General features: G+C 66.2%; 18 protein-coding genes. 5 read left to right on the top strand and 13 right to left on the bottom strand.

All coding sequences use genetic code 11. The features are described 5' to 3' along the window. Positions 1-59 precede the first annotated feature (59 nt). On the top strand, positions 60-947 hold the full coding sequence (locus tag J2W36_RS19975) for an AraC family transcriptional regulator (RefSeq protein ID WP_307691522.1): 888 nt from the start codon (positions 60-62) through the stop codon (positions 945-947). A 60-nt stretch (positions 948-1,007) separates the two neighbouring features. Here the strand turns inward: J2W36_RS19975 and acs are convergent, their stop codons facing one another. The 11 genes from acs to J2W36_RS19920 all read right to left on the bottom strand — a co-directional run bounded on the left by acs (position 1,008) and on the right by J2W36_RS19920 (position 12,744). Then, a complete protein-coding gene (gene acs / locus J2W36_RS19970) occupies positions 1,008-2,975 on the bottom strand; it encodes an acetate--CoA ligase (protein ID WP_307691521.1) in 1,968 nt (655 codons plus the stop codon). A gap of 45 nt (positions 2,976-3,020) precedes the next feature. Beyond that, positions 3,021-3,929, bottom strand: coding sequence for an acyltransferase domain-containing protein (locus J2W36_RS19965; RefSeq protein WP_307691520.1), 909 nt, complete (start codon positions 3,927-3,929; stop codon positions 3,021-3,023). After that, positions 3,926-4,795: a triphosphoribosyl-dephospho-CoA synthase gene (locus J2W36_RS19960; RefSeq protein WP_307691519.1), complete on the bottom strand. Its 870-nt coding sequence runs from the start codon at positions 4,793-4,795 to the stop codon at positions 3,926-3,928. The genes J2W36_RS19965 and J2W36_RS19960 overlap by 4 nt, the downstream gene beginning before the upstream one ends. Then, entirely contained in the window at positions 4,792-5,472 is a 681-nt protein-coding gene (gene mdcG, locus J2W36_RS19955; RefSeq protein ID WP_307691518.1) for a malonate decarboxylase holo-[acyl-carrier-protein] synthase, read from the bottom strand. The genes J2W36_RS19960 and mdcG overlap by 4 nt, the downstream gene beginning before the upstream one ends. A 34-nt stretch (positions 5,473-5,506) precedes the next feature. Next, positions 5,507-6,208: a biotin-independent malonate decarboxylase subunit gamma gene (locus J2W36_RS19950; protein WP_307691517.1), complete on the bottom strand. Its 702-nt coding sequence runs from the start codon at positions 6,206-6,208 to the stop codon at positions 5,507-5,509. Between the two features lie 13 nt (positions 6,209-6,221). Beyond that, positions 6,222-7,100 (bottom strand): biotin-independent malonate decarboxylase subunit beta, encoded by an 879-nt coding sequence (locus J2W36_RS19945; protein ID WP_307691516.1) that lies wholly within the window; start codon positions 7,098-7,100, stop codon positions 6,222-6,224. After that, entirely contained in the window at positions 7,097-7,429 is a 333-nt protein-coding gene (gene mdcC, locus J2W36_RS19940; protein WP_307691515.1) for a malonate decarboxylase acyl carrier protein, read from the bottom strand. Before mdcC ends, J2W36_RS19945 begins: the two co-directional genes overlap by 4 nt. A 13-nt stretch (positions 7,430-7,442) precedes the next feature. Further along, positions 7,443-9,125 carry a malonate decarboxylase subunit alpha gene (mdcA, locus tag J2W36_RS19935; RefSeq protein ID WP_307691514.1) on the bottom strand — a complete coding sequence of 561 codons (1,683 nt, stop codon included), beginning with the start codon at positions 9,123-9,125 and terminating at the stop codon, positions 7,443-7,445. 36 nt (positions 9,126-9,161) lie between these two features. After that, positions 9,162-10,535 carry an SLC13 family permease gene (locus tag J2W36_RS19930; RefSeq protein ID WP_307691513.1) on the bottom strand — a complete coding sequence of 458 codons (1,374 nt, stop codon included), beginning with the start codon at positions 10,533-10,535 and terminating at the stop codon, positions 9,162-9,164. Between the two features lie 160 nt (positions 10,536-10,695). Then, the gene (locus tag J2W36_RS19925; RefSeq protein WP_307691512.1) at positions 10,696-11,610 is read right to left on the bottom strand and encodes a LysR family transcriptional regulator; all 915 of its coding nucleotides are present in this window, start codon (positions 11,608-11,610) and stop codon (positions 10,696-10,698) included. A 36-nt stretch (positions 11,611-11,646) separates the two neighbouring features. Beyond that, entirely contained in the window at positions 11,647-12,744 is a 1,098-nt protein-coding gene (locus J2W36_RS19920; RefSeq protein WP_307691511.1) for a DUF72 domain-containing protein, read from the bottom strand. A 101-nt stretch (positions 12,745-12,845) separates the two neighbouring features. Between J2W36_RS19920 and J2W36_RS19915 the strand changes: the two genes are divergently transcribed. The 3 genes from J2W36_RS19915 to J2W36_RS19905 are packed head-to-tail and all read left to right on the top strand — an operon-like array spanning position 12,846 to position 15,578. Continuing rightward, positions 12,846-13,466 carry an FMN-binding negative transcriptional regulator gene (locus J2W36_RS19915; RefSeq protein ID WP_307691510.1) on the top strand — a complete coding sequence of 207 codons (621 nt, stop codon included), beginning with the start codon at positions 12,846-12,848 and terminating at the stop codon, positions 13,464-13,466. Positions 13,467-13,482: 16 nt separating this feature from the next. Next, positions 13,483-14,595 carry a tRNA adenosine(34) deaminase TadA gene (gene tadA / locus J2W36_RS19910; RefSeq protein WP_307691509.1) on the top strand — a complete coding sequence of 371 codons (1,113 nt, stop codon included), beginning with the start codon at positions 13,483-13,485 and terminating at the stop codon, positions 14,593-14,595. After that, on the top strand, positions 14,592-15,578 hold the full coding sequence (locus tag J2W36_RS19905) for an LD-carboxypeptidase (protein ID WP_307691508.1): 987 nt from the start codon (positions 14,592-14,594) through the stop codon (positions 15,576-15,578). Before tadA ends, J2W36_RS19905 begins: the two co-directional genes overlap by 4 nt. On the opposite strand, the gene cadR is transcribed toward J2W36_RS19905, so the two are convergent. Then, positions 15,572-16,075, bottom strand: coding sequence for a Cd(II)/Pb(II)-responsive transcriptional regulator (gene cadR, locus J2W36_RS19900; RefSeq protein WP_307691507.1), 504 nt, complete (start codon positions 16,073-16,075; stop codon positions 15,572-15,574). The genes J2W36_RS19905 and cadR overlap by 7 nt on opposite strands. A gap of 84 nt (positions 16,076-16,159) precedes the next feature. Between cadR and J2W36_RS19895 the strand changes: the two genes are divergently transcribed. Beyond that, complete coding sequence (locus J2W36_RS19895; RefSeq protein ID WP_370869362.1) at positions 16,160-18,511, top strand: heavy metal translocating P-type ATPase; 2,352 nt, start codon at positions 16,160-16,162, stop codon at positions 18,509-18,511. Positions 18,512-18,602: 91 nt separating this feature from the next. Here J2W36_RS19895 and J2W36_RS19890 read toward each other — a convergent pair. Beyond that, on the bottom strand, positions 18,603-18,874 hold a 272-nt coding region (locus J2W36_RS19890), incomplete at its 5' end, for a hypothetical protein (protein WP_307691506.1).

Raw genomic sequence — 18,874 nt, 5'->3', positions numbered from 1 at the left:
CCGGCGGGCCGAGGCAAACCTGATAACGTTATATGGACGTAAAACAATGGAATTCGGCCATGCCAGCGATCCCGTCGACGAAGCAGCAGGCGGTCATCTCGCCGAACGTCGCGCTGTTCGATCTCAGCGAACGTGTCGACGGCCCCCTGCTCATCGCGGTCTGGGGCAGCGAGAAAACGGACAGCGAATTCCAGCTCGGCACGCGCGAGACCGGCTGGCACCAGCACCTGCGTGGCCAGATCTTCTGCATCGAGAACGGCCTGGTGCACGTGCGCACCGGCCAGGGGTCATGGCTGCTGCCCCCGCATCGCGCCGGCTGGGTGCCGCCGGGCATGCCGCACATGGCCAACATCAGCGGGGTGATGAGTGGCTGGAACGTTCTGGTGACGCCCGAGGCCGCGCGGGCCTTGCCCACCGACCCCTGCGTCGTGGGTGTCAGCGAATTGATGCGTGCACTGGTGCGCCGCGCGGTGGGCTGGAGCGGGCAGGGCCGGCTCACCGCCGCGCAGCGCCGGGTGACGGCCGTGCTGCTGGACGAACTGCGCCTCGCTCCCCGCGAGCCCCTGCATCTGCCAATGCCCACCGACCGGCGGCTGCTGCGCATCGCCCATGCGGTGCTGGAGGCACCAGGTGATACGCGCACGCTGGATGAATGGGCTTCATGGGCGGGGCTGTCGCCGCGCAGCCTGACGCGGCTGTGCCAGTCCGAGCTGGGCATGAGTTTCGCGCAGTGGCGTCAGCAGGCGGGACTGGTTCATGCCCTCGAGAGCCTGGCCCGGGGCGAGTCCGTGGCCCGCGTGTCCGATGCGCTGGGTTACGCCACACCCAGCAATTTCATCGCGATGTTCAGGCGGGCCTTCGGGGAATCACCCGCGCGTTACTTCGCGAACCGGGCAGGGCCCGGGCGTGCACCTTGGGCTCCCAACACCGAACACGAAGCGCGGTGACCACGCGAACCGAGGCCCAAAAGGCAGGCCTGGCATCTGTTCACGCGGGCGCGACCCGAATCAGTTGCTTTGCGCCAACTGTTCCAGCACGGCCGGATTTTCCAGCGTCGAGATGTCCTGCGTGACGGTCTCGCCCTTGGCAACGGAACGCAGCAGGCGTCGCATGATCTTGCCGCTGCGGGTCTTGGGCAGGTTGTCTCCGAAGCGGATGTCCTTGGGCTTGGCGATCGGGCCGATTTCCTTGGCGACCCAATTGCGCAGTTCGGTGGCGATCTTCCTGGCCTCGTCGCCGCTGGGACGGGCACCCTTCAGGACGACAAACGCGCAGATCGCTTCGCCCGTGGTGTCATCCGGGCGGCCGACGACCGCAGCCTCTGCCACGAGGGCCGTACACGACACCAGGGCAGACTCGATTTCCATGGTGCCCATGCGGTGGCCCGACACATTGAGCACGTCATCGATGCGCCCGGTGATGGTGAAGTAGCCAGTGTCGGCGTCCCGGATCGCGCCGTCGCCGGCCAGGTAGAAGCCCTTGAGCTCGGCCGGGAAGTAGCTGGACTTGAAGCGCTCGGGGTCGCCCCAGATCGTTCGTATCATGCTGGGCCATGGCTTCTTGACCACCAGGATGCCGCCTTGTCCGTTAGGCACGTCGTTCCCCGTCTCGTCCACGATGGCCGCCGCGATGCCTGGAAAGGGCAGGGTGCAGGAGCCGGGCACCAAGGGCGTGGCGCCTGGCAGCGGTGTGATCATGTGGCCGCCTGTCTCCGTCTGCCAGAAGGTATCGACGATCGGGCAGCGGCCACCGCCGACGTGCTGGTGGTACCACTCCCAGGCGGCCGGATTGATCGGCTCGCCGACCGACCCGAGGATGCGCAGGCTCGACAGATCGTAGCGCCGAGGGTGCACGGTTTCGTTGCTCTCCGCGGCCTTGATGAGCGACCGGATGGCGGTGGGTGCGGTGTAGAAGATGCTCACCCGGTGGTCCTGGATCATCTTCCAGAAGCGTCCTGCATCCGGGTAGGTGGGCACGCCCTCGAAGACCACCTCGGTAGCGCCCAGCGCCAGGGGGCCGTAGGTGATGTACGTGTGGCCAGTGACCCAGCCGATGTCGGCCGTGCACCAGAACACGTCGTCCGGTTTCAGGTCGAAAGTCCATTGGCTTGTCAGCGCCGCATGCAGCAGGTATCCGCCGCTGGCATGCTGGACGCCTTTGGGCTTGCCGGTCGAGCCTGAGGTGTACAGCACGAAGAGCGGATGCTCGGCGCCCACCCATTCTGGCTCGCAGGTGGCCGGCTGGTCCTGCATCTCTTCATGCAGCCAGCGGTCGCGCGCCGCGTTCCAGCCAATGGCCGCTCCCGAACGCTGATAGACCAGCACGTTGGTCACCGACTCGCATCCCCCCAGGGCGATGGCTTCGTCGACGATGGCTTTGAGCGGCAACTGCTTGCCACCGCGCACCTGTTCGTCTGCAGTGATGACCATCACCGCTGCGGCGTCGTGAATGCGGTCGCGCAGGCTCTGCGCGGAGAAACCGCCGAAGACCACCGAATGGGTGGCTCCGATCCGCGCGCAGGCTTGCATGGCGACCACACCTTCGATGCTCATCGACATGTAGATGACGACGCGGTCTCCCTTCTGCACACCCCGCGCCTTGAGCGCATTGGCCAGGCGGCAGGTGCGCTCGAGCAACGCACGGTAGTTGATCCGCGTCACCTGGCCGTCGTCAGCCTCGAAGATGAGGGCGGTCTTGTCGCCGAGTCCGCTTTCGACATGGCGGTCCAGGCAGTTGTAGGAAACGTTCAAGGTGCCGTCCTCGAACCACTTGAAGAACGGCGCCTGGCTGTCGTCCAACCCTTGAGTGAACGGTGTGCGCCAGCTGAGGAACTCACGCGCGAGCCGGGACCAGTACCCGTCATGGTCCGCTTCTGCCTGAGCGACCAGTTCGTTGTAGGCCGACGTGCTCGGCACATGGGCCTCCTTGATGTCCGCTGCGGGAATCAGGCGGGTTTTTGCATCATTCGTACGCATGGTGAATCTCCTGGGGACATGGGTGGCGTGGTTGAAACGAACGGATCATCTGTCGTCGTGGCTGGCCAGCCAGGACGCAATCGCCGCGGCGCTGCGAAAGTCGTCGCACGCGCGGGCCGGCACGTTGGGATAACGCTGATTCCACATGCGAGCCAGCGCCTGCCCGGGACCGATTTCCAGGACGCAGCGTATGCGTCGCGCCATGACGTTTTCCATGCATTCGTCCCAATGGACGGTGGTGGCGATCTGGGCCGCCAGCGCCTGCCCGGCCGACCGGGCATTCCCAATGCGATCGGCAGCGTTGCTGAACAGGGGAATTTGCGGTGCCCGCAACGCCACGTGTTCCAACGTGCCGGCGAAACGCACCGCCGCCTCGCGCATCCAGGGAGTGTGGGACGCCACGTTGACGCGCAGCCGTGTGCATTGCGCACCTTCGGCGGCGGCCGCCTGCTCTGCGTGCCCCAACGCGGCCAGGGGCCCGCCGAGGATCACGCTTTCCAGGCCATTGCGAATGGCGATTGCAAGGCCGGTTTTCGCACACAGCTTCTCAAGGCTTGGGGTCGACAGGCCGGTGACGGCCAGGAGTCCGCCAGGATCGCGCTCGGCACATTCATCCATGGCCGCGGCCCGATGCTGCGCGAGTGCCATGGCCGATCCAGCGTCGAACACGCCTGCCGCGCTGAAAGCCGCCAATTCCCCCACGCTGTAGCCCGCAATGGCCGCGGGGCGCGCTACCCGGCTCGCCAACTGGTTCCAGGCGGCCAGCGCCAGGCCCGTCAGCAGGGTCTGCGCATTGCCGTTGCGTTCGGCCCAGGCGGGGTTCTCCAGTGCCAGACGCCAGTCGGCCACACCCAGTCGCGCTCGCATGTCGTTCACCATGGCATCGTCGACTATCCAGGGCAGCATCGCCGGATGCTGGTTGCCCTGACCGGAGAACAGCAGCGCGAAGCTCATGAGGCCACGCAAATGCGCGCGATCAGGCAGGCGGCCGCCAGCGTGTCGGCTGCGCCACCAGGCGACAGGCGCCGTGCCACGAACGCGTCGGCGATGGCATGCGCGTGCGTCATGCCGCCGGGCCGGGCGATACCGCCTTGATCCACGAAGTCTTGCGCCATGCGCTGCGCGTCGCGCAAACCGGCGAGGCCGCCACGATGGGCGAGGTTGCTGTCGTCGAGGACCGCCATGATGTGAAAGAGGGTGTCGAGCCGCGCCTCCGGCGGCGTGAGGCCACGGCGTTGCGCCGCTTTCAGCGCGGGCAGTGCCGTGTCGAACAGCACCGGGAAGGCGAGTGCCGCCTCGGTAGAGGCACTGCGAAGCCCGAATCGCCGCGCCGCGATACCGCCGGGCAGCGTCGAGACGCGCTGGCTGCGGCTGGCGAGCGCGTCGCCCCAGTGCCGGCGCAGTGCCGTCCGCACGGCGTCGCCATGCAGCGCGCCGCCTTCGTCGTGCAGCGCGGCGCCTGCCGCCGCGCACAGCAGGCCGAGCATGAAGATGGCGCCGCGGTGCGTGTTGACGCCGCCGGTGGCATGGCGCATCCGTGCTTCTGCAGCGATGCCGCTGCGCTCCAGCACGTCGAAGCCAGCGCCTTCGAAGCCGGCCTGGGCGATGTGCACGAAGTAATGGCGCAGCGAGAACATGCTGCGCATGAAGGTGTGCGCATCCATGTCGGTGTGGCTGCCGCAGTCGGTCAAGGTCACCAGCCCAGGCTTGGGCGCGAGCGAAAGCTCGTCGTGCAGCGCGAGCGTGGCGGCACGCCCGATGTCGGCGGGCGTGAGCGGGCGCTGCCGCGGCATCGTCATCGGGTACGCGGGCGCGATCATTGCACCACCTCAGCCCCGGCATGCGCGCACCAGTCGGTGCCATGCTCCAGGGTCACCGTGCTCAGGTGCTTGACCAGCACTGCGCGTGCACGTCCGCTTCGCCATTCGAGCCATTCGCGCCATGCGACCGATGCACCGCTGTCGAAGGCGAGCTCGCCGTCCAGCCGGGGCAGCGGGGCTGCGCACGAGGCCAGTGCCAGTGCCACCGCATCCGCCTGCGCGATGCCGTCGACGGCGATGCACAGATCGAGGTCCGACGCCGGATGCACGAAGGGCATGCCGGTGATTGCCTGCCAACCGTAGCTGCCGAAGACGCGCGCCTTCGCGCCACAGGTGTCAAGCGCGCAAGCGAGGTCGTGCAGGGCGGCATCGGCACGGACCGCAAGGAGTGGCCGCACCTGCAGGAGCTGCGGGAATTCGTCGAAGCCCAACACGTCGGCCTGGGCTGCTTGCAGCGTCAGCCGGCGTTTGCCCCAGTGCAGGGGCGCGGGCAGTCCCAGCGCGATCGCGCCTTCATGGCGTTCGGCTGCGGACTGGCGAGTGACCACCAGTGGAAGCCCGTGGGTGGACCAGTGCGTCAGGCACGCGAGTGCCTGCGCGTCCCAAGGGTGTTGCAGGATGGAACCCCAGCCCGCGTCGTTGAGCCGGACGAGTTGGTGGCGTCGCAAACTGGGCATGGCGTGCCTTCGGTCGTTCAACGGTTTTCTGTGTTCAGGCCGCGTCCAGCACGCGTTGGACCACGGACGCGGCCAGCTGGCGCCCACCGCGTTCGGCACCATCGCGCGCGCGCAAGTCCTGCGTGGGTGTGTGTTCCAGGGCGTTGCGCAGCGCGGCCTGCAGGTCGCCCTGCCAGAGCGCCCGCACGCCGCCCATCGTCACGTAGTTCTGCACGCCGGGCGCAAACACCGGGTTGGACAGGGAAAGCGCTTCGAGCCGCTCCTCGGGCAGCTTGGTGACGCGGGCCATCGCAGGAATCCGCATCACCCGGATCTCGGCCTCGGGCAGGGCGTAGCAGGCGTCGGCGATCAGGCCGGAGGTGATGAAACCCCCCGACAAGGCCTGGTCGTAGACCAGCCCGATCACCCGATGTCCCTGGCGCCGCGCAAAATCGATCGTGGCGCCAAGGTGCGCCATCGCACGGTTGATGCCGAGCAGTTCGTCGCGACGGCGCAACTGCTGCCCCTGGGTGTCGATCAGCAGCAGAATGGGCTGCCCAGGATGCTGGGCGATGGTGTCGAGCACCCCGCGGGCCTGGGCCAGCGCCAGCTTGACGCCGATCGGCGCGTGGTTCGTCGTGCCGATCACGGTGAGCGGCTTGCCTTCGAAGACGACGTCGCCCTCGAGGAAGTCCCCGTCGGCGCGCACGCCGTGGTCGGGGCCGAAGAGTTGTGCGGCGAGAGATGTCCACTCCATGGGATGCTCCTGTTTAGATGATGCGCAGCGCGCGTACCGCTTCGACCGATAGTTCGGGAACCTGGTCGGCGTCGACCACGCCGAGCGCCTGCCACAGTTGTGTGGCGTCGTCGCGCTCCGTGTCGGTGGACGAGAGCGCGTGCAGACGCTGGGCGAGGAGCAGATGCTCTGCTTCCAGTGTGGCCAGGGTCAATGGCGCCGAATGCCCGAGGGCCGCGATGGCGGCGGCGCGAAAGGCGGCAACGTCGTCTTCGACCAACGCATCGCAGTCACCGGTCAGCCAGCGGTGCTTGCCGCCGGTGGTACGCCAGACGAGCGCGCGGTCGCGTGAGTCGAATTCCTCCACGCCGTGGGAGGCTTCGATGACCTCGGGGCCGGACATGGCCAACCGGCCGGTGTCGCTCATCACGATGTAATCGGCGCAGCGTGCCACGATGCCCATGCCACCGAAGCAGCCGTTGGCCCCCCCGATCAGGACGATCACCGGAATACCGGCCACGCGCACGTCGAGCAAGGCACGCATCACTTCCGAGACGGCGATGAGTCCCGCATTGGCCTCGTGCAGCCGCACCCCGCCGGATTCTGCGAGCAACAGCACCGCTTGCGGCCGGTCACGCAGCGCACGCTGCAGCATGCCGACCAGTTTGGCGCCGTGCACTTCGCCGACGCCGCCTCCCATGAATTCGCCCTCTTGCGCAGCGACGAAAACCGGGTGACCGTCAAGCGTTGCGCGCCCGACGGCCACGCCATCGTCGAAGGCCGACGGCACGCCCAACTGCGCCAGGTGCGGGCTCATGACTCGCTCGCTCGGCGGCAGCCATTCGTGAAAGCTGTCGGGGTCGAGCAGCAATGCGAGCCGTTCGCGCGCCGAGCATTCGGCAAAGCTGATCATGGCCGGCCTCCCTGGATTTCGGCCACGGCCTGGTCGAGCCGCAGGCTCACCACCGCAGGCGTGGCGCCCATGTCGTTGATCGAGACACGCACGCCCGCCAAGGCGTGGCGCGCGTTGAAGTCGTCCATGACGGCCTGCCATATCGCTTCGAAGCCGCGCGCCGAGGTCTCGACACGCACCGCGCAATCATGGCCGTCGACCGCCTCGAGCAGCACCTCGAGATTGCCGGAACCGACCACGCCGACCAGCACCGGCGCGAAGGCACCTGCAGGTCGACCGCCGGAGAAGGAAAAGTCCAGGGTCTCAAGCCCTGCGGGAACGTCGCTCATGGTGAATCTCCTGCTACCAGTTTCTGAAGCGCCTGGGCGGCTGATACAGCCCGCCCGAAGCGCGGACGAGGTCGCGCATGCTGCGTGCGGCCAGCAGGTTGCGCGTGGCCTGGCGCGGGTCGATGCCAAGGTCCTGAGGCCTTCGGATCACACCCCGATCACGCAGGTTGTCTACCGCACGCCTGTCGCGCGCAAGCCCGACCGCGGTGTAGCCGGCCACGCCGCGGATCGCCTGCTCGCGCTCCGCATCGTTGCGGCAGAGCAGCAGGTTGGCGATGCCTTCTTCGGTCAGGATGTGGGAGACATCGTCGCCGTAGATCATGATCGGCGGCAGATCCATGCCGGCCTGCTGCTGCAGCGTCCAGGCATCGAGCCGGTCAACGAAGGCCGGTTGCATGTGCTCGCGGAATGTTTCGACCATCTGCACGACCAGCTTCTGCCCGCGTGGCGTGCCGGCCGCGCCGGTGCGCCCGTCGCGCGCCTCGCGTCCGGCCTTGAGCCAGGCGGGGCTCGAATGGCGGCGGCCCCGGGCATCCGCACCCATGTTGGGCGCGCCGCCGAAGCCTGCAATGCGTCCCAGCGTGGCCGTGGAGCTGTTGCCGTCGAGGTCGATCTGCAAGGTCGACCCGATGAACATGTCGCAGGCGTAATGGCCGGCGGCCTGGCAGAACGCGCGGTTGCTGCGCAGGCTGCCGTCCGGCCCGGTGAAGAACACGTCGGATCGGGCCCGGATGTAGTCCTCCATGCCAAGCTCGGAACCGAAGGAGTGCACGGACTTCACCCAACCCGCCTCGATCGCCGGGATCAGCGCCGGATGGGGGTTCAGTGCCCAGTGCTGGCCGATCTTTCCCTTGAGTCCCAGGGACTCTGCATAGGTGGGCAGCAGCAGTTCGATGGCGGCCGTGTCGAAGCCGATCCCGTGGTTCAGGCGTTGCACGCCGTACTCGGCGTAGATGCCCTTGATCGCCATCATGGCCATCAGGATCTGCACCTCGCTGATCTGCGCGGGGTCGCGCGTGAACAGCGGTTCGATGAAGTTCGGCCGCGGCGCCTTCACCACGAAGCTCACCCAGTCGGAGGGGATGTCGATGCGTGGCAGCGTCGTGGTCTTGCCATCCACCCACTCGTTGACCTGCGCGATCACGATGCCGCCGGAGAATGCCGTCGCCTCGACGATGGCCGGCGTGTCCTCGGTGTTCGGGCCTGTGAACAGGTTGCCTTGGGCATCCGCTGCGTGGGCCGCGACCAGCGCCACCTTGGGCGTCAGGTCCACGAAGTAGCGCGCGAACAATTCAAGGTAGGTGTGGATGGCGCCGATTTCGATGCGTCCGCCCGACACCAGCTTGGCCAGCCGGGCACCCTGGGGACCCGAGAAGCTGAAGTCCAGGCGCGAGGCCACGCCGTTCTCAAAGACATCCAGATGTTCCGGCAATGCCAGCACCGACTGCACCATGTGCAGGCTGTGGACACGTTGCGGATCGACGTTCACCAGGGCTTGCGCGAGGAAGTCGGCCTGCTTCTGGTTGTTGCCTTCGAGACAGACCCTGTCGCCGGGCATCAGCACCGCTTCGAGCAAGGTGCCGATGGCATCGGCGTCGACGCGCTTGCCGACGAGCCCTGTGCCGAGCGCGCTCGATGCGCGCGCCAACCGCGCGTTGCGGTCATCTGCCTTGGTGTTCCAGAGCCTGGAGTTCATGATGAAGATGAATTGCGGAGTTGAAAGAAAGGCGCGCTACAGCACCACGAAAAGAAGCCACACCACGACGGGCGCCAGGATTGTCACGATGGCGCCATACATCATCAGTTGCCTGAAGAATACGTCGCGGTCCACGCCCTTGGCATTGGCGAGCACCAGGGCGCCGTTGGTGGAGAACGGGCTGACGTCGACGATCGTGGACGACACGGCCATGGCGGCGATGAAGCCGATGGCGCCGACGGCGGCATCGCCTTGCAGGAAGGGCACGGCCAGGGGGATCAACGAACCCAGCACGGCCGTCGACGAGGCGAAGGCAGAAACCACGGCGCCGACGAAGCACAAGAGCAAGGCTGCCATCAGTGGGGAAGTGAGTCCCGCCACGCTGTGGCCCACGAAGTCGATCGTGCCCATTTTTTCCATCACGCCCACATAGGTGCTTACGCCCACGATCAGCATGATTTCGGGCCAGGACACCTGTCCCAGGGCGCGCTTCTGGAGATTGGGGGCCATCAGCGTGAGCACGAGACCGATGGTGATCGAGACGAAGCCGATGTCCTGCTTGAAGAACAGCGTCAGCACGGCCAGTGCGACCAACCCGAGCACGGTGGCCATCTGGTACACGCGCGAGCCTGCTTCGGCGGGGGTGCTCGATGCGGCGTCCATCAGCGAATCGCTGTCGGGGGTGCGGGTGCGGCGCTCTTCGCCGAACGACTCGCCTTCGGCGTCGCCGTAGACTTGCGCGCCGCCCTGGCCGTGCGCCACCCTGCCGACGGCGGGCACGGTGCCATGGGCATCGGCCTTCTGGCGCAGCAGCTTCGTCCCACCGAACATGAAGAACAACAGCGTGGCCACTGCCAGGTTGACGCCCAGGCTGGCCATCATCGTGGCCATTTCGTTGAGCGGCAGACCCGCCTTGGCCACGATCTTGTTCGTGATGCCGCCGTAGATGCTGATGGGTGAAAAGCCGCCGCCCTGTGCGCCGTGCACGACCATCAAGCCCATCAGCAGCGGGCTGATGCCGTACTTGGCGGCAAAGCCCAGCGCGATCGGCGCGATGATCGCCACCGCCGCCGGACTGACCGCACCCACCGATGTGAGCAATGCCGCGATGAAGAACATGATCCACGGAATGGCGGCAATGCGCCCACGCACGGCTCGCACCGCCAGCCTGACGAGCCAGTCGATCGTGCCGTTGTTCTGGGCGAGCGCAAAAAGGTACGTGATGCCGACCAGCGTGAGGAACAGGTCGGCGGGAAAGCCACCCATGATGGCCTTGGCGTTCATGCCGGCGACCAGCGTTCCAACCAGGAAGGCGCCGACGAAGGCAATCACACCCATGTTGATAGGAAGCACCGTGGCCAGCACGAACATGCCGACCAGCGCGTAAATTGACAGCCAATGGGAACTCATCGATATGTCTCCGGAGATTTTTTTATGGTGACGCGCAACGACGCGCGTCTGGGTACGAACGGTACGTACTCCCTCCTGGACGATCAATGAACTGGATCGCGGCACCCTTACGCCAACTGAAATGATCGAGGGTTAACCCCCTGTGCGGAGTCGGCGATGCTCAGCCGAGGTCCGCCTTGGACGTGCGGCAAAACGAGAGCAACGCGAGCAGGGTGGGATCGCGCTCGCGGGTCTTCAGGAAGCTCAGCGAGATCGTCTGGCGCATGAGGTACCTGGCCTGCAGCGGAATCAGTTCGATCTGCTGCGGCATGACACTGCGCACGCGTCCGGGCAGCAGCGTGCAGCCGACGCCGCCGCATACGAGGTTCATGAGTGAGAAGATGTCGCCGGTCTTCATGACGACATTGGGTGTGAAGCCCGCGACGCGAAATGCTTCCATGAAACCGCTGTAGGTCACGAACCCTTCGCTGAGGGTGACGAAGCGTTCATTGGCGCACGCACCCAGGTCGATCTGCTGCATGCCGCCGTACCGCGAGCCCATCGGTGCTGCGAAATAGATGTCGTCCTCGAACAGCGCTTCGGACTCGACGTCCGACGCCTGGTCGGGTGAGCCCATCAGGGCGGCATCGATGGCGCCGTCACGCAGTTTTCGCAGCAGATCGGCGTTGGAGCCCAGTACGAGTTCGGTCTGGAGGTCCGGTTTGCGCAGCTTCATGCCCATGACCAGCTTTGGCACGGTCCGGTTCGTCAGCGAATAGAGCGACCCAATGCGGATGCGGTCGGCCGAATAGCCCGCCAGTTCACGGGTGGAGCGAACGCCCTCCGCCATGGTGCGGAGCACCTCCCTTGCCAGCTCGGCGAGCGCCTGGGCCGCCTCCGTCGGATGCAGGTTGCGTCCCTCGTGCCGGAACAGGGCACAGCGCAATCCTGTCTCCAGTCCGTGCAGGGCGCGGTGAACGCTGACGGCGCTGATCTCCAGCATCTCGGCGGCGCGACCGAGGTTGCCGGTCTCCATGAAGGCCAGCAGGATCTCGAGTCTGCGGAAGGTGATCTCGTCGTCGATGTGAGGGGTCATGCGCTGCCTGCCTGGGACGCGAATCGTACGCCAGCCTCAGCGGCGTTCGGGCGCCGGCATCTCCTGCCGGCGCTCAAGCGCTTGCGCCAGCGAGCGCACCGTCAACGGCGCCGAACCTTCGGCCTTGTTGCTGACCGTCACATAGGCGTGCTGCCCCGCACGCGTGGTGGCGTCGATCACGCGCGCCAATACGGCGCGGGTGTCCGGATCGGGGTCGACCACCTGGTCGAACGGGAGGTACAGCGCGCGCGCATCTTCATAGCCATAGGCGCCGTGCAACCGGTTCAGGTTCCAGCGGCAGACCAGCGGACCGGGCCAAAGCGCTCGCAAGAGCGGCAATTGCGCCTCGATCGGCGGCAGCTTGGGATGCAGGCCCAGGCAATAGGTCGCCCCCGCTTCGCGCAGCACGTCGACGAATGCCGGCGTCAGGAATTCGGGGTTGCGCACTTCGACGGCCGTCACGGCGTCGGGTGCGGTGGGCGCGAGCGCGGGCAATGCACACAGCAGCGTGCGCAGTCGTTCGAGCACCTCGGGCAAGCGCGCGAGCATCGGGACGGGCAGGGGGCTCAGCTGGAAGACCAGCGCGCCGAGCTTGTGTCCCAGTCCGTCGAGCGCGGGCTGCACGAACTGTTGCACAGCCAGCAGCGGGTCGAGAAACACCGGGTTCGGCTGCATGCCTCGGCCATTCTCGTCGCGCACCATCGCATCGGCGACGACGCTGGGCGCCTTGACCACGAAGCGGAAGTCGTCGGGCACCTGCGCCGCGTAGCGGGCGAACTGGCTGGCTGTCAGCGGCCGGTAGAACGTGCGATCGATGCCCACGGCGCGCAGCAGCGGATGCTGCGCATAGGCGGGCAGGCCGTGCCTGGACAGGACGGATTGCTCGTAATCGCCCTCCCAGACCAAGCCGGCCCAGCCCGGGAAATGCCAGGACGAGCTCCCCATGTGCAGGCGCGCAGGAAGGCCGGCCGCAATCTGCTGCAGGGCAGGGTCGGGCGCGACGGCAGTCACCAGGGTCTCGCGAGCGGCGGTGGCACGCCGGGCGCGTGGTGCCGCTTTGCCTTCAGGTGAGGGTGCCGGTGCGGGTGTGGGCGGCGGCAGCGGATCGAGGTCGTCGAAAAGGGAGTCCTGCATGGCGTTGGCGATTGTCGGCCAGGCGAGCGTACCTCGGCACAGGCGACGTGGCGCGGCGCGACTGGCGGACAATCGAGGCAGTCCACACCCGGTGATCGACCATGTACATGCCCCCACAGTTCCAGGCCAAGGATGCGGCGCTCGCGCTGGAACTCATGCGCGCGCATCCGTTCGGCAGCCTCATCTCCAACGACGATGAAGGCCTGCCCTATGTCACCCATCTGCCGATGGTGGCGGAGGCACGCGATGGCGAGCCGTTCTCGCTCTGGGCACACTGCGCTCGGCCGAACCCGCATTGGCGGTACTTGGCGGCGCGGCCCCGTGCGGTCGTGACGTTCCTCGGGCCGCATGCCTATCTGTCGCCTGCGGTGTACCCCGACCTCGCGCGCGTGCCAACCTGGAATTACCTCGCCGTGCATTGCACGGTGGAAGCGCGCATCGTCGACGAGCCGCAGGCCAAGGATGTGTTGCTCAAGCAACTCATCGGCGAGCACGAGCCAGCCTATGCCCAGCAATGGCGCGACCTGGGCGAAGTGTTCCAGCACAAGATGCTCGCCGGCATGGTGGGTTTCGAATTGCGCGTGACGGACCTGCAATGCAAGATCAAACTCAACCAGCATCGCAAGGAAGCGCACGCCGCCATGCAGGCGGTGTATGCCGAAGGTTCGCCTGACGAACAGGCCCTGGCGGTCTGGATGCAGCGGCTCGGAATGGTCGATTGACCAAGGGAACGTGGCCATGACCGACCGCGACTGGATGGCGCTCGCACTCGCCCAGGCGCGCGAGGCGGGCGCCGCCGGCGAAGTGCCGGTAGGCGCCGTGCTGGTGCGCGATGGCGTCTGTATTGCCACGGGCCGAAATGCGCCGGTGGCCCTGCACGACCCGAGCGCGCATGCCGAAATCAACGCGTTGCGTGCAGGCGCGGCAGCCCTGGGGAACTACCGGCTCGACGGTTGCGAACTGTTCGTGACGCTCGAGCCCTGCGCCATGTGTGCGGGCGCGATGCTGCATGCGCGGCTCGCGCGGGTCGTGTTCGGCGCACCCGACGCCAAGACCGGTGCGGCCGGCTCGGTGGTCGACCTGTTTGCGCAACCCCAGCTCAACCATCGCACGAAGGTCACCGGCGGTGTGCTGGCCGATGCGTGCGCAGGCGTGCTCCAGGCGTTCTTCGGCGAGCGGCGCAGGCAGGCGAGGGCGCAGGCCCAACCCCTGCGAGAAGACGCGCTTCGTACGCCGGATGCCTGTTTCCTGGGGCTTCCCGACACCACCGATGCCGCGTTCACGCCGCACTACACCCAGGCGCTGCCGCGGCTTCAGGGTTGGCGCATGCACTACCTCGACGAAGGAGAGGGCGATGCCGGAACGCTGGTGTGTCTGCACGGCCCGGGCGAATGGAGCTATTTCTTTCGGCATCTCCCTGGCAGCACGACGCTGCGTGTGCTGGCGCCTGACCTGATCGGTTTCGGCAGGAGCGACAAGCCCAAGCAGGCCACTGCGCTGACACTCGACTGGCATCGGGACGTGCTGGTCGATTGGCTGGCCGAGCAGCAGCCGGGACCGTTCGTGCTGATCCACAGTGCAGCCGCAGCGACGTTGGCCCAGGCCGTTGTCGCCGTCCTGGCCGATGTGGCGCAGCGGTCGGGCACTGCAAGCCCCTGCCGGGGCCTGCTGCTCGCGCCTGACGCAGGCAACGCCGCCGCAGCGGCACTGGCGTGGCGCGCGCCGTTTCCGGACCGTGGCCACGAAGCGGCCTTGCGGGCCTGGCCGCCTACACCGATGGGCCGCAGCGGCCCCTCGCCCGCGCAGGCAATGCAATTGGTGCAGGACGCAATGGGATACTTCGCCTCGTGAAAAAACACATCTACATCTATTCGCCCTCCAGCGCCGTGCGCGACAAGCCTGCCTTCCGCCGTGGCGTTGCCCGGCTCAAGGCCTTGGGGTACGAGGTCGAAATCGACGAGGCCGCGCTCACTGCACACCAGCGTTTTGCTGGCGATGATGCGACGCGGGTGGCCGCCATCGGGCGTGCGGCGGCCAGCAAGGCCGACATCGCACTGATCTCGCGCGGGGGCTACGGCCTCACGCGCATCCTCGACACCCTGCCCTACAAGGCTGTGACAAAGGCCATCGAACGTGGTACTGAGTTCGTCGGTCTGAGCGACTTCACGGCCTTCCAGAATGCGTTGCTGGCCAAGACTGGCGCAGTGACCTGGGCGGGCCCGGCCGTGGGCGAGGATTTCGGCGCCGAAGCCGGTCCTGACGACATCATGGAAGCCTGTTTCGACGATCTGGTCGGCGGTCAGGGCGAAGGCACCGGCTGGCGCCTGCCGGCGCGCGACGGCGACGCACCGACCTTGCGCAACGTGCAGGACGCCGTGCTCTGGGGCGGTAACCTGTGTGTGCTCACCAGCCTGCTCGGCACGCCGTATTTTCCGGCCATCGACAAGGGCGTGCTCTTTCTGGAGGACGTGGGCGAGCACCCTTACCGCATCGAGCGCATGCTCGACCAGTTGCTGCATGCGGGCGTTCTGGGTCGCCAGCGGGCCGTGGTACTCGGCCAGTTCACCAACTTCAAGAAGGTACCGAACGACCGCGGCTTCGGTCTGAAGACCGTGACCGACCGGCTGCGCACTTCATTGAAGAAAGTGCCGTTGCTCACCGGGTTGCCTTTTGGCCATGTGCCCACCAAGGTTCTGTTGCCGGTGGGAGCCAAAGTGCAGATGGCCGCCGAGGGCCGCGACGTGTTCATGATGTGGGGCCATCGGCATGCCCATGACGATGCGGCGCATTCTGCGCATGGTAGCCATGGCCGTGGCGCCCACCACGGTCATTGATCGCTGAGGGCCGGGCTGTCCGCCTGCGCTCTTGTACCGGGTGCGTGGCTGCCGTGGACATGTCCGTCGCCGCCGCGCCGCGACGTGGCGCCTACCGCGAGCGAAGAAGCCTGGGTCAGTTCGTTCAGGATGCCGCAATGCTCCGCATCGGGGCTGTCGTGGCATTGCCTGCGCAGGTCTTTGAGGTGGGTCTCCAGCGTCTTGAGTTCCTGGATGCGATGCGCCACATGGCCAATGTGTGCGTCGAGCAGCGCGTTGACCTCCGCGCAACTCTCCAGCGGCTGGTCCTTGAAGCGCAGCAGGATGCGGATTTCGTCGAGCGTCATGTCGAGTGAGCGGCAATGGCGAATGAACGCCAGCCGCTCCCCGTGCGCTGGCGTGTAGATCCGGTAGTTGGACGTGGTGCGTTGCGGCACGGGCAGCAACTGTTCGCGCTCGTAGAAGCGAATGGTCTCGACGGGGGTCTGGGTGGCCGCAGCCAGCTCGCCTATCTTCATGGCGGTCTCCGATGAAATGCACGATCAAGGGCTTGACTCTAAACCTGCTTCAGGGTTTCCAATGGACACATGAAAGAAAGCCTCATGAGAAACCAGGATGTGGAAACAGCAGCTGGCCCCTGTGCCGCCGCTCACGACGACTGCTGCGCGCCGACGGTGCTTCGTGCCGGGCATGACCATGCACATGGCCATGCGCCGGATCCCGCCCAGCATGACGCTCAGGGGCCAGGGCGGCATGCCCACGGTTCCGAACATGCTCACTGTTCTCATGAGGTGCCACCAGCCGCGCACGTGGGCGCTGTCGCTGGAGCCTTCCGGATTGCGACCATGGACTGCGCGGCCGAGGAATCGGAAATCCGGCGCGCGCTCGAGCCGGTGGAGGGCATCCGCAGCCTCAAGTTCCAGTTGGGCGCACGTACGTTGGTGATCGACGCGCCCGAGGCGGTCGTCGGGGCTTCGCTGGCCGCCATTCGACGCATCGGATTCGATCCGCAGCCTCTCCAGACGGCCGCCGATGGGGGGCCTGCCGACGCGCACTCGCCGTCGCACGGCGCATATGGCGGGGGCATGCCACGGCTTGTGGCTGCATTGGCCCTGGCGCTGATTGCCGAGTTGCTGGCGTTTTCAGGTGGTGACACATGGCTCATGACCGGCCTGGAAATGGCATTGGCCGCCGTTGCGATCGGGCTGGCGGGTCTCGATACATATAAGAAGGGCATGGCGGCGTTGCTGCGGGGCCGACTGAATATCAACGCTTTGATGAGCGTTGCGGTCACGGGGGCCTTCGTGATCGGCCAATGGCCCGAAGCGGCGATGGTGATGGCGCTGTATGCGATCGCGGAATGGATCGAGGCACGTTCGGTCGATCGCGCGCGCAACGCCATCCAGGGCCTCATGGCGCTCGCCCCCGAAGAGGCGGACGTCCGCCAGCCTGACGGCAACTGGCTGCGCGTGCCTTCCGCTCAGGTTGCGGTTGATGCCGTGTTGCGGGTGCGTCCTGGCGAGCGACTGCCGCTCGACGGGGTGGTCACCGCAGGGAGCAGCGCGATCGATCAGGCCCCGGTGACCGGCGAGAGTATTCCTGTGGACAAGGCGGTCGGCGACACGGTGTTCGCAGGCACCATCAACCAGACAGGGCTGCTGGAAGTCCGCGTGACCGCGGGCGCCACGGACAGCACGCTGGCACGCATCATCCACTCGGTGGAGCAGGCACAGGGGTCTCGCGCAAAAACCCAGCGTTTCGTCGACCGCTTTGCGGCTGTCTATACACCGGCTGTCTTCTTGATTGCACTCGCGGTGGCGGTCGCCATGCCTTGGGTGATGGGCTGGACTTGGCTCGAAGCGATCTACAAGGCCCTTGTGCTCCTGGTGATCGCCTGCCCGTGCGCCCTTGTCATCTCGACGCCTGTGACCGTGGTCAGCGCGCTGGCTGCAGCGGCACGGCGCGGCATTCTGATCAAAGGCGGAACCTACCTGGAAGACGCCCGAAAGCTCAAGCTGGTCGCCTTCGACAAAACCGGGACGATCACCCAAGGCAAGCCGACGCTGGTGGAGACCCAATGGATGGGCTCACATGCCGGCGACGATCATATGCGCGCGGTCGCGCTGGGCTTGGCGATGCAGTCCGATCATCCCGTCTCCAAGGCGATTGCCTCAGGATTGGGTGCGCCTTCCGGAGGGGAGTCCGTCACAGAATTCAAGGCGTTGGCGGGGCGGGGCGTGGAGGGCGTCGTCCGCGGCGTGCACTATGTGCTGGGCAATCGGCGGCTCTTGGAAGAGCGCAGCCAGGGCGGCCCGGCGCTCGACGCCTTGCTCTCGAACCATGAGGACGCTGGCCGCACGGTCTCGCTTCTGGCCTCCAGTGCCGGGGTGATCGGTCTGTTCGCCGTGGCCGACACCATCAAGGACCACGCACGCGCAGCCGTGGCCGAACTCAAGGCGTTGGGCGTGGGCGCTGCCATGCTGTCCGGCGACAACATGGCGACCGCCCGTCACATCGCGAGCCAGGCAGGCATCGATGAGGTCGAGGGCAATTTGCTGCCCGAAGACAAACTTGCCGCCGTCCAGCGTCTACAGCAGCGCCATGGCATGACTGCAATGACCGGCGACGGGATCAACGACGCACCGGCCCTCGCCCAGGCAGACATCGGTATCGCAATGGGTGGCATGGGAACGGACGTGGCGATGGAGGCTGCCGACGTGGTGATCATGACCGACGATCTGCGGCGTATTGCCGCAACGATCAGGCTGTCACGCAAGACGCACGCGGTGCTCTGGCAGAACATCAGCCTCGCTTTGGGGATCAAGGCGGTGTTCCTTCTGTTGGCTGTTTTCGGCAGTGCGACCATGTGGATGGCTGTTTTCGCAGACATGGGTGCCAGTTTGCTGGTCGTCGCGAATGGTTTGCGCTTGCTCAAGGTGTCCGTGGACCGTTGAACGCAGGCGTGGCGTCCGCATGCCATGCCGGCGAGAGCCATCCGAAATTTTTACTCTCACGGGCTGGCGAGAGCGCAAAAACCGTTCTATACTAGCGGGCTCGACACGAAGCTGACACACGGCGCAAGCGGTGAAGTTGGTGTGGCAGGAGGCCTTCAGGGTTGATCTGCTGGGTGGAGAGAAAAAAGACCTTTAGTTTTGTCTGGATTGAAAAATCCGTGACATAATCGAAGGCTTCGCTGGAAGCGAGTTTGGTGTGACTGAGGAAGTTGTGCTGAGTGAGTGGAGGGTGAAAAAAGTCTTCGAAGGCTTGCAGGTTTTGCAAAAAGCGTGTGATAATCGAAGGCTTCGCAGAAAGCGAAA

The organism is Variovorax ginsengisoli (assembly GCF_030811835.1).
GTDB classification, from domain to species: Bacteria; Pseudomonadota; Gammaproteobacteria; order Burkholderiales; family Burkholderiaceae_C; genus Variovorax; species Variovorax ginsengisoli_C.
Note: the sequence above shows the minus strand (reverse complement) of the source record. Positions and strands in the feature narration are given on the sequence as shown.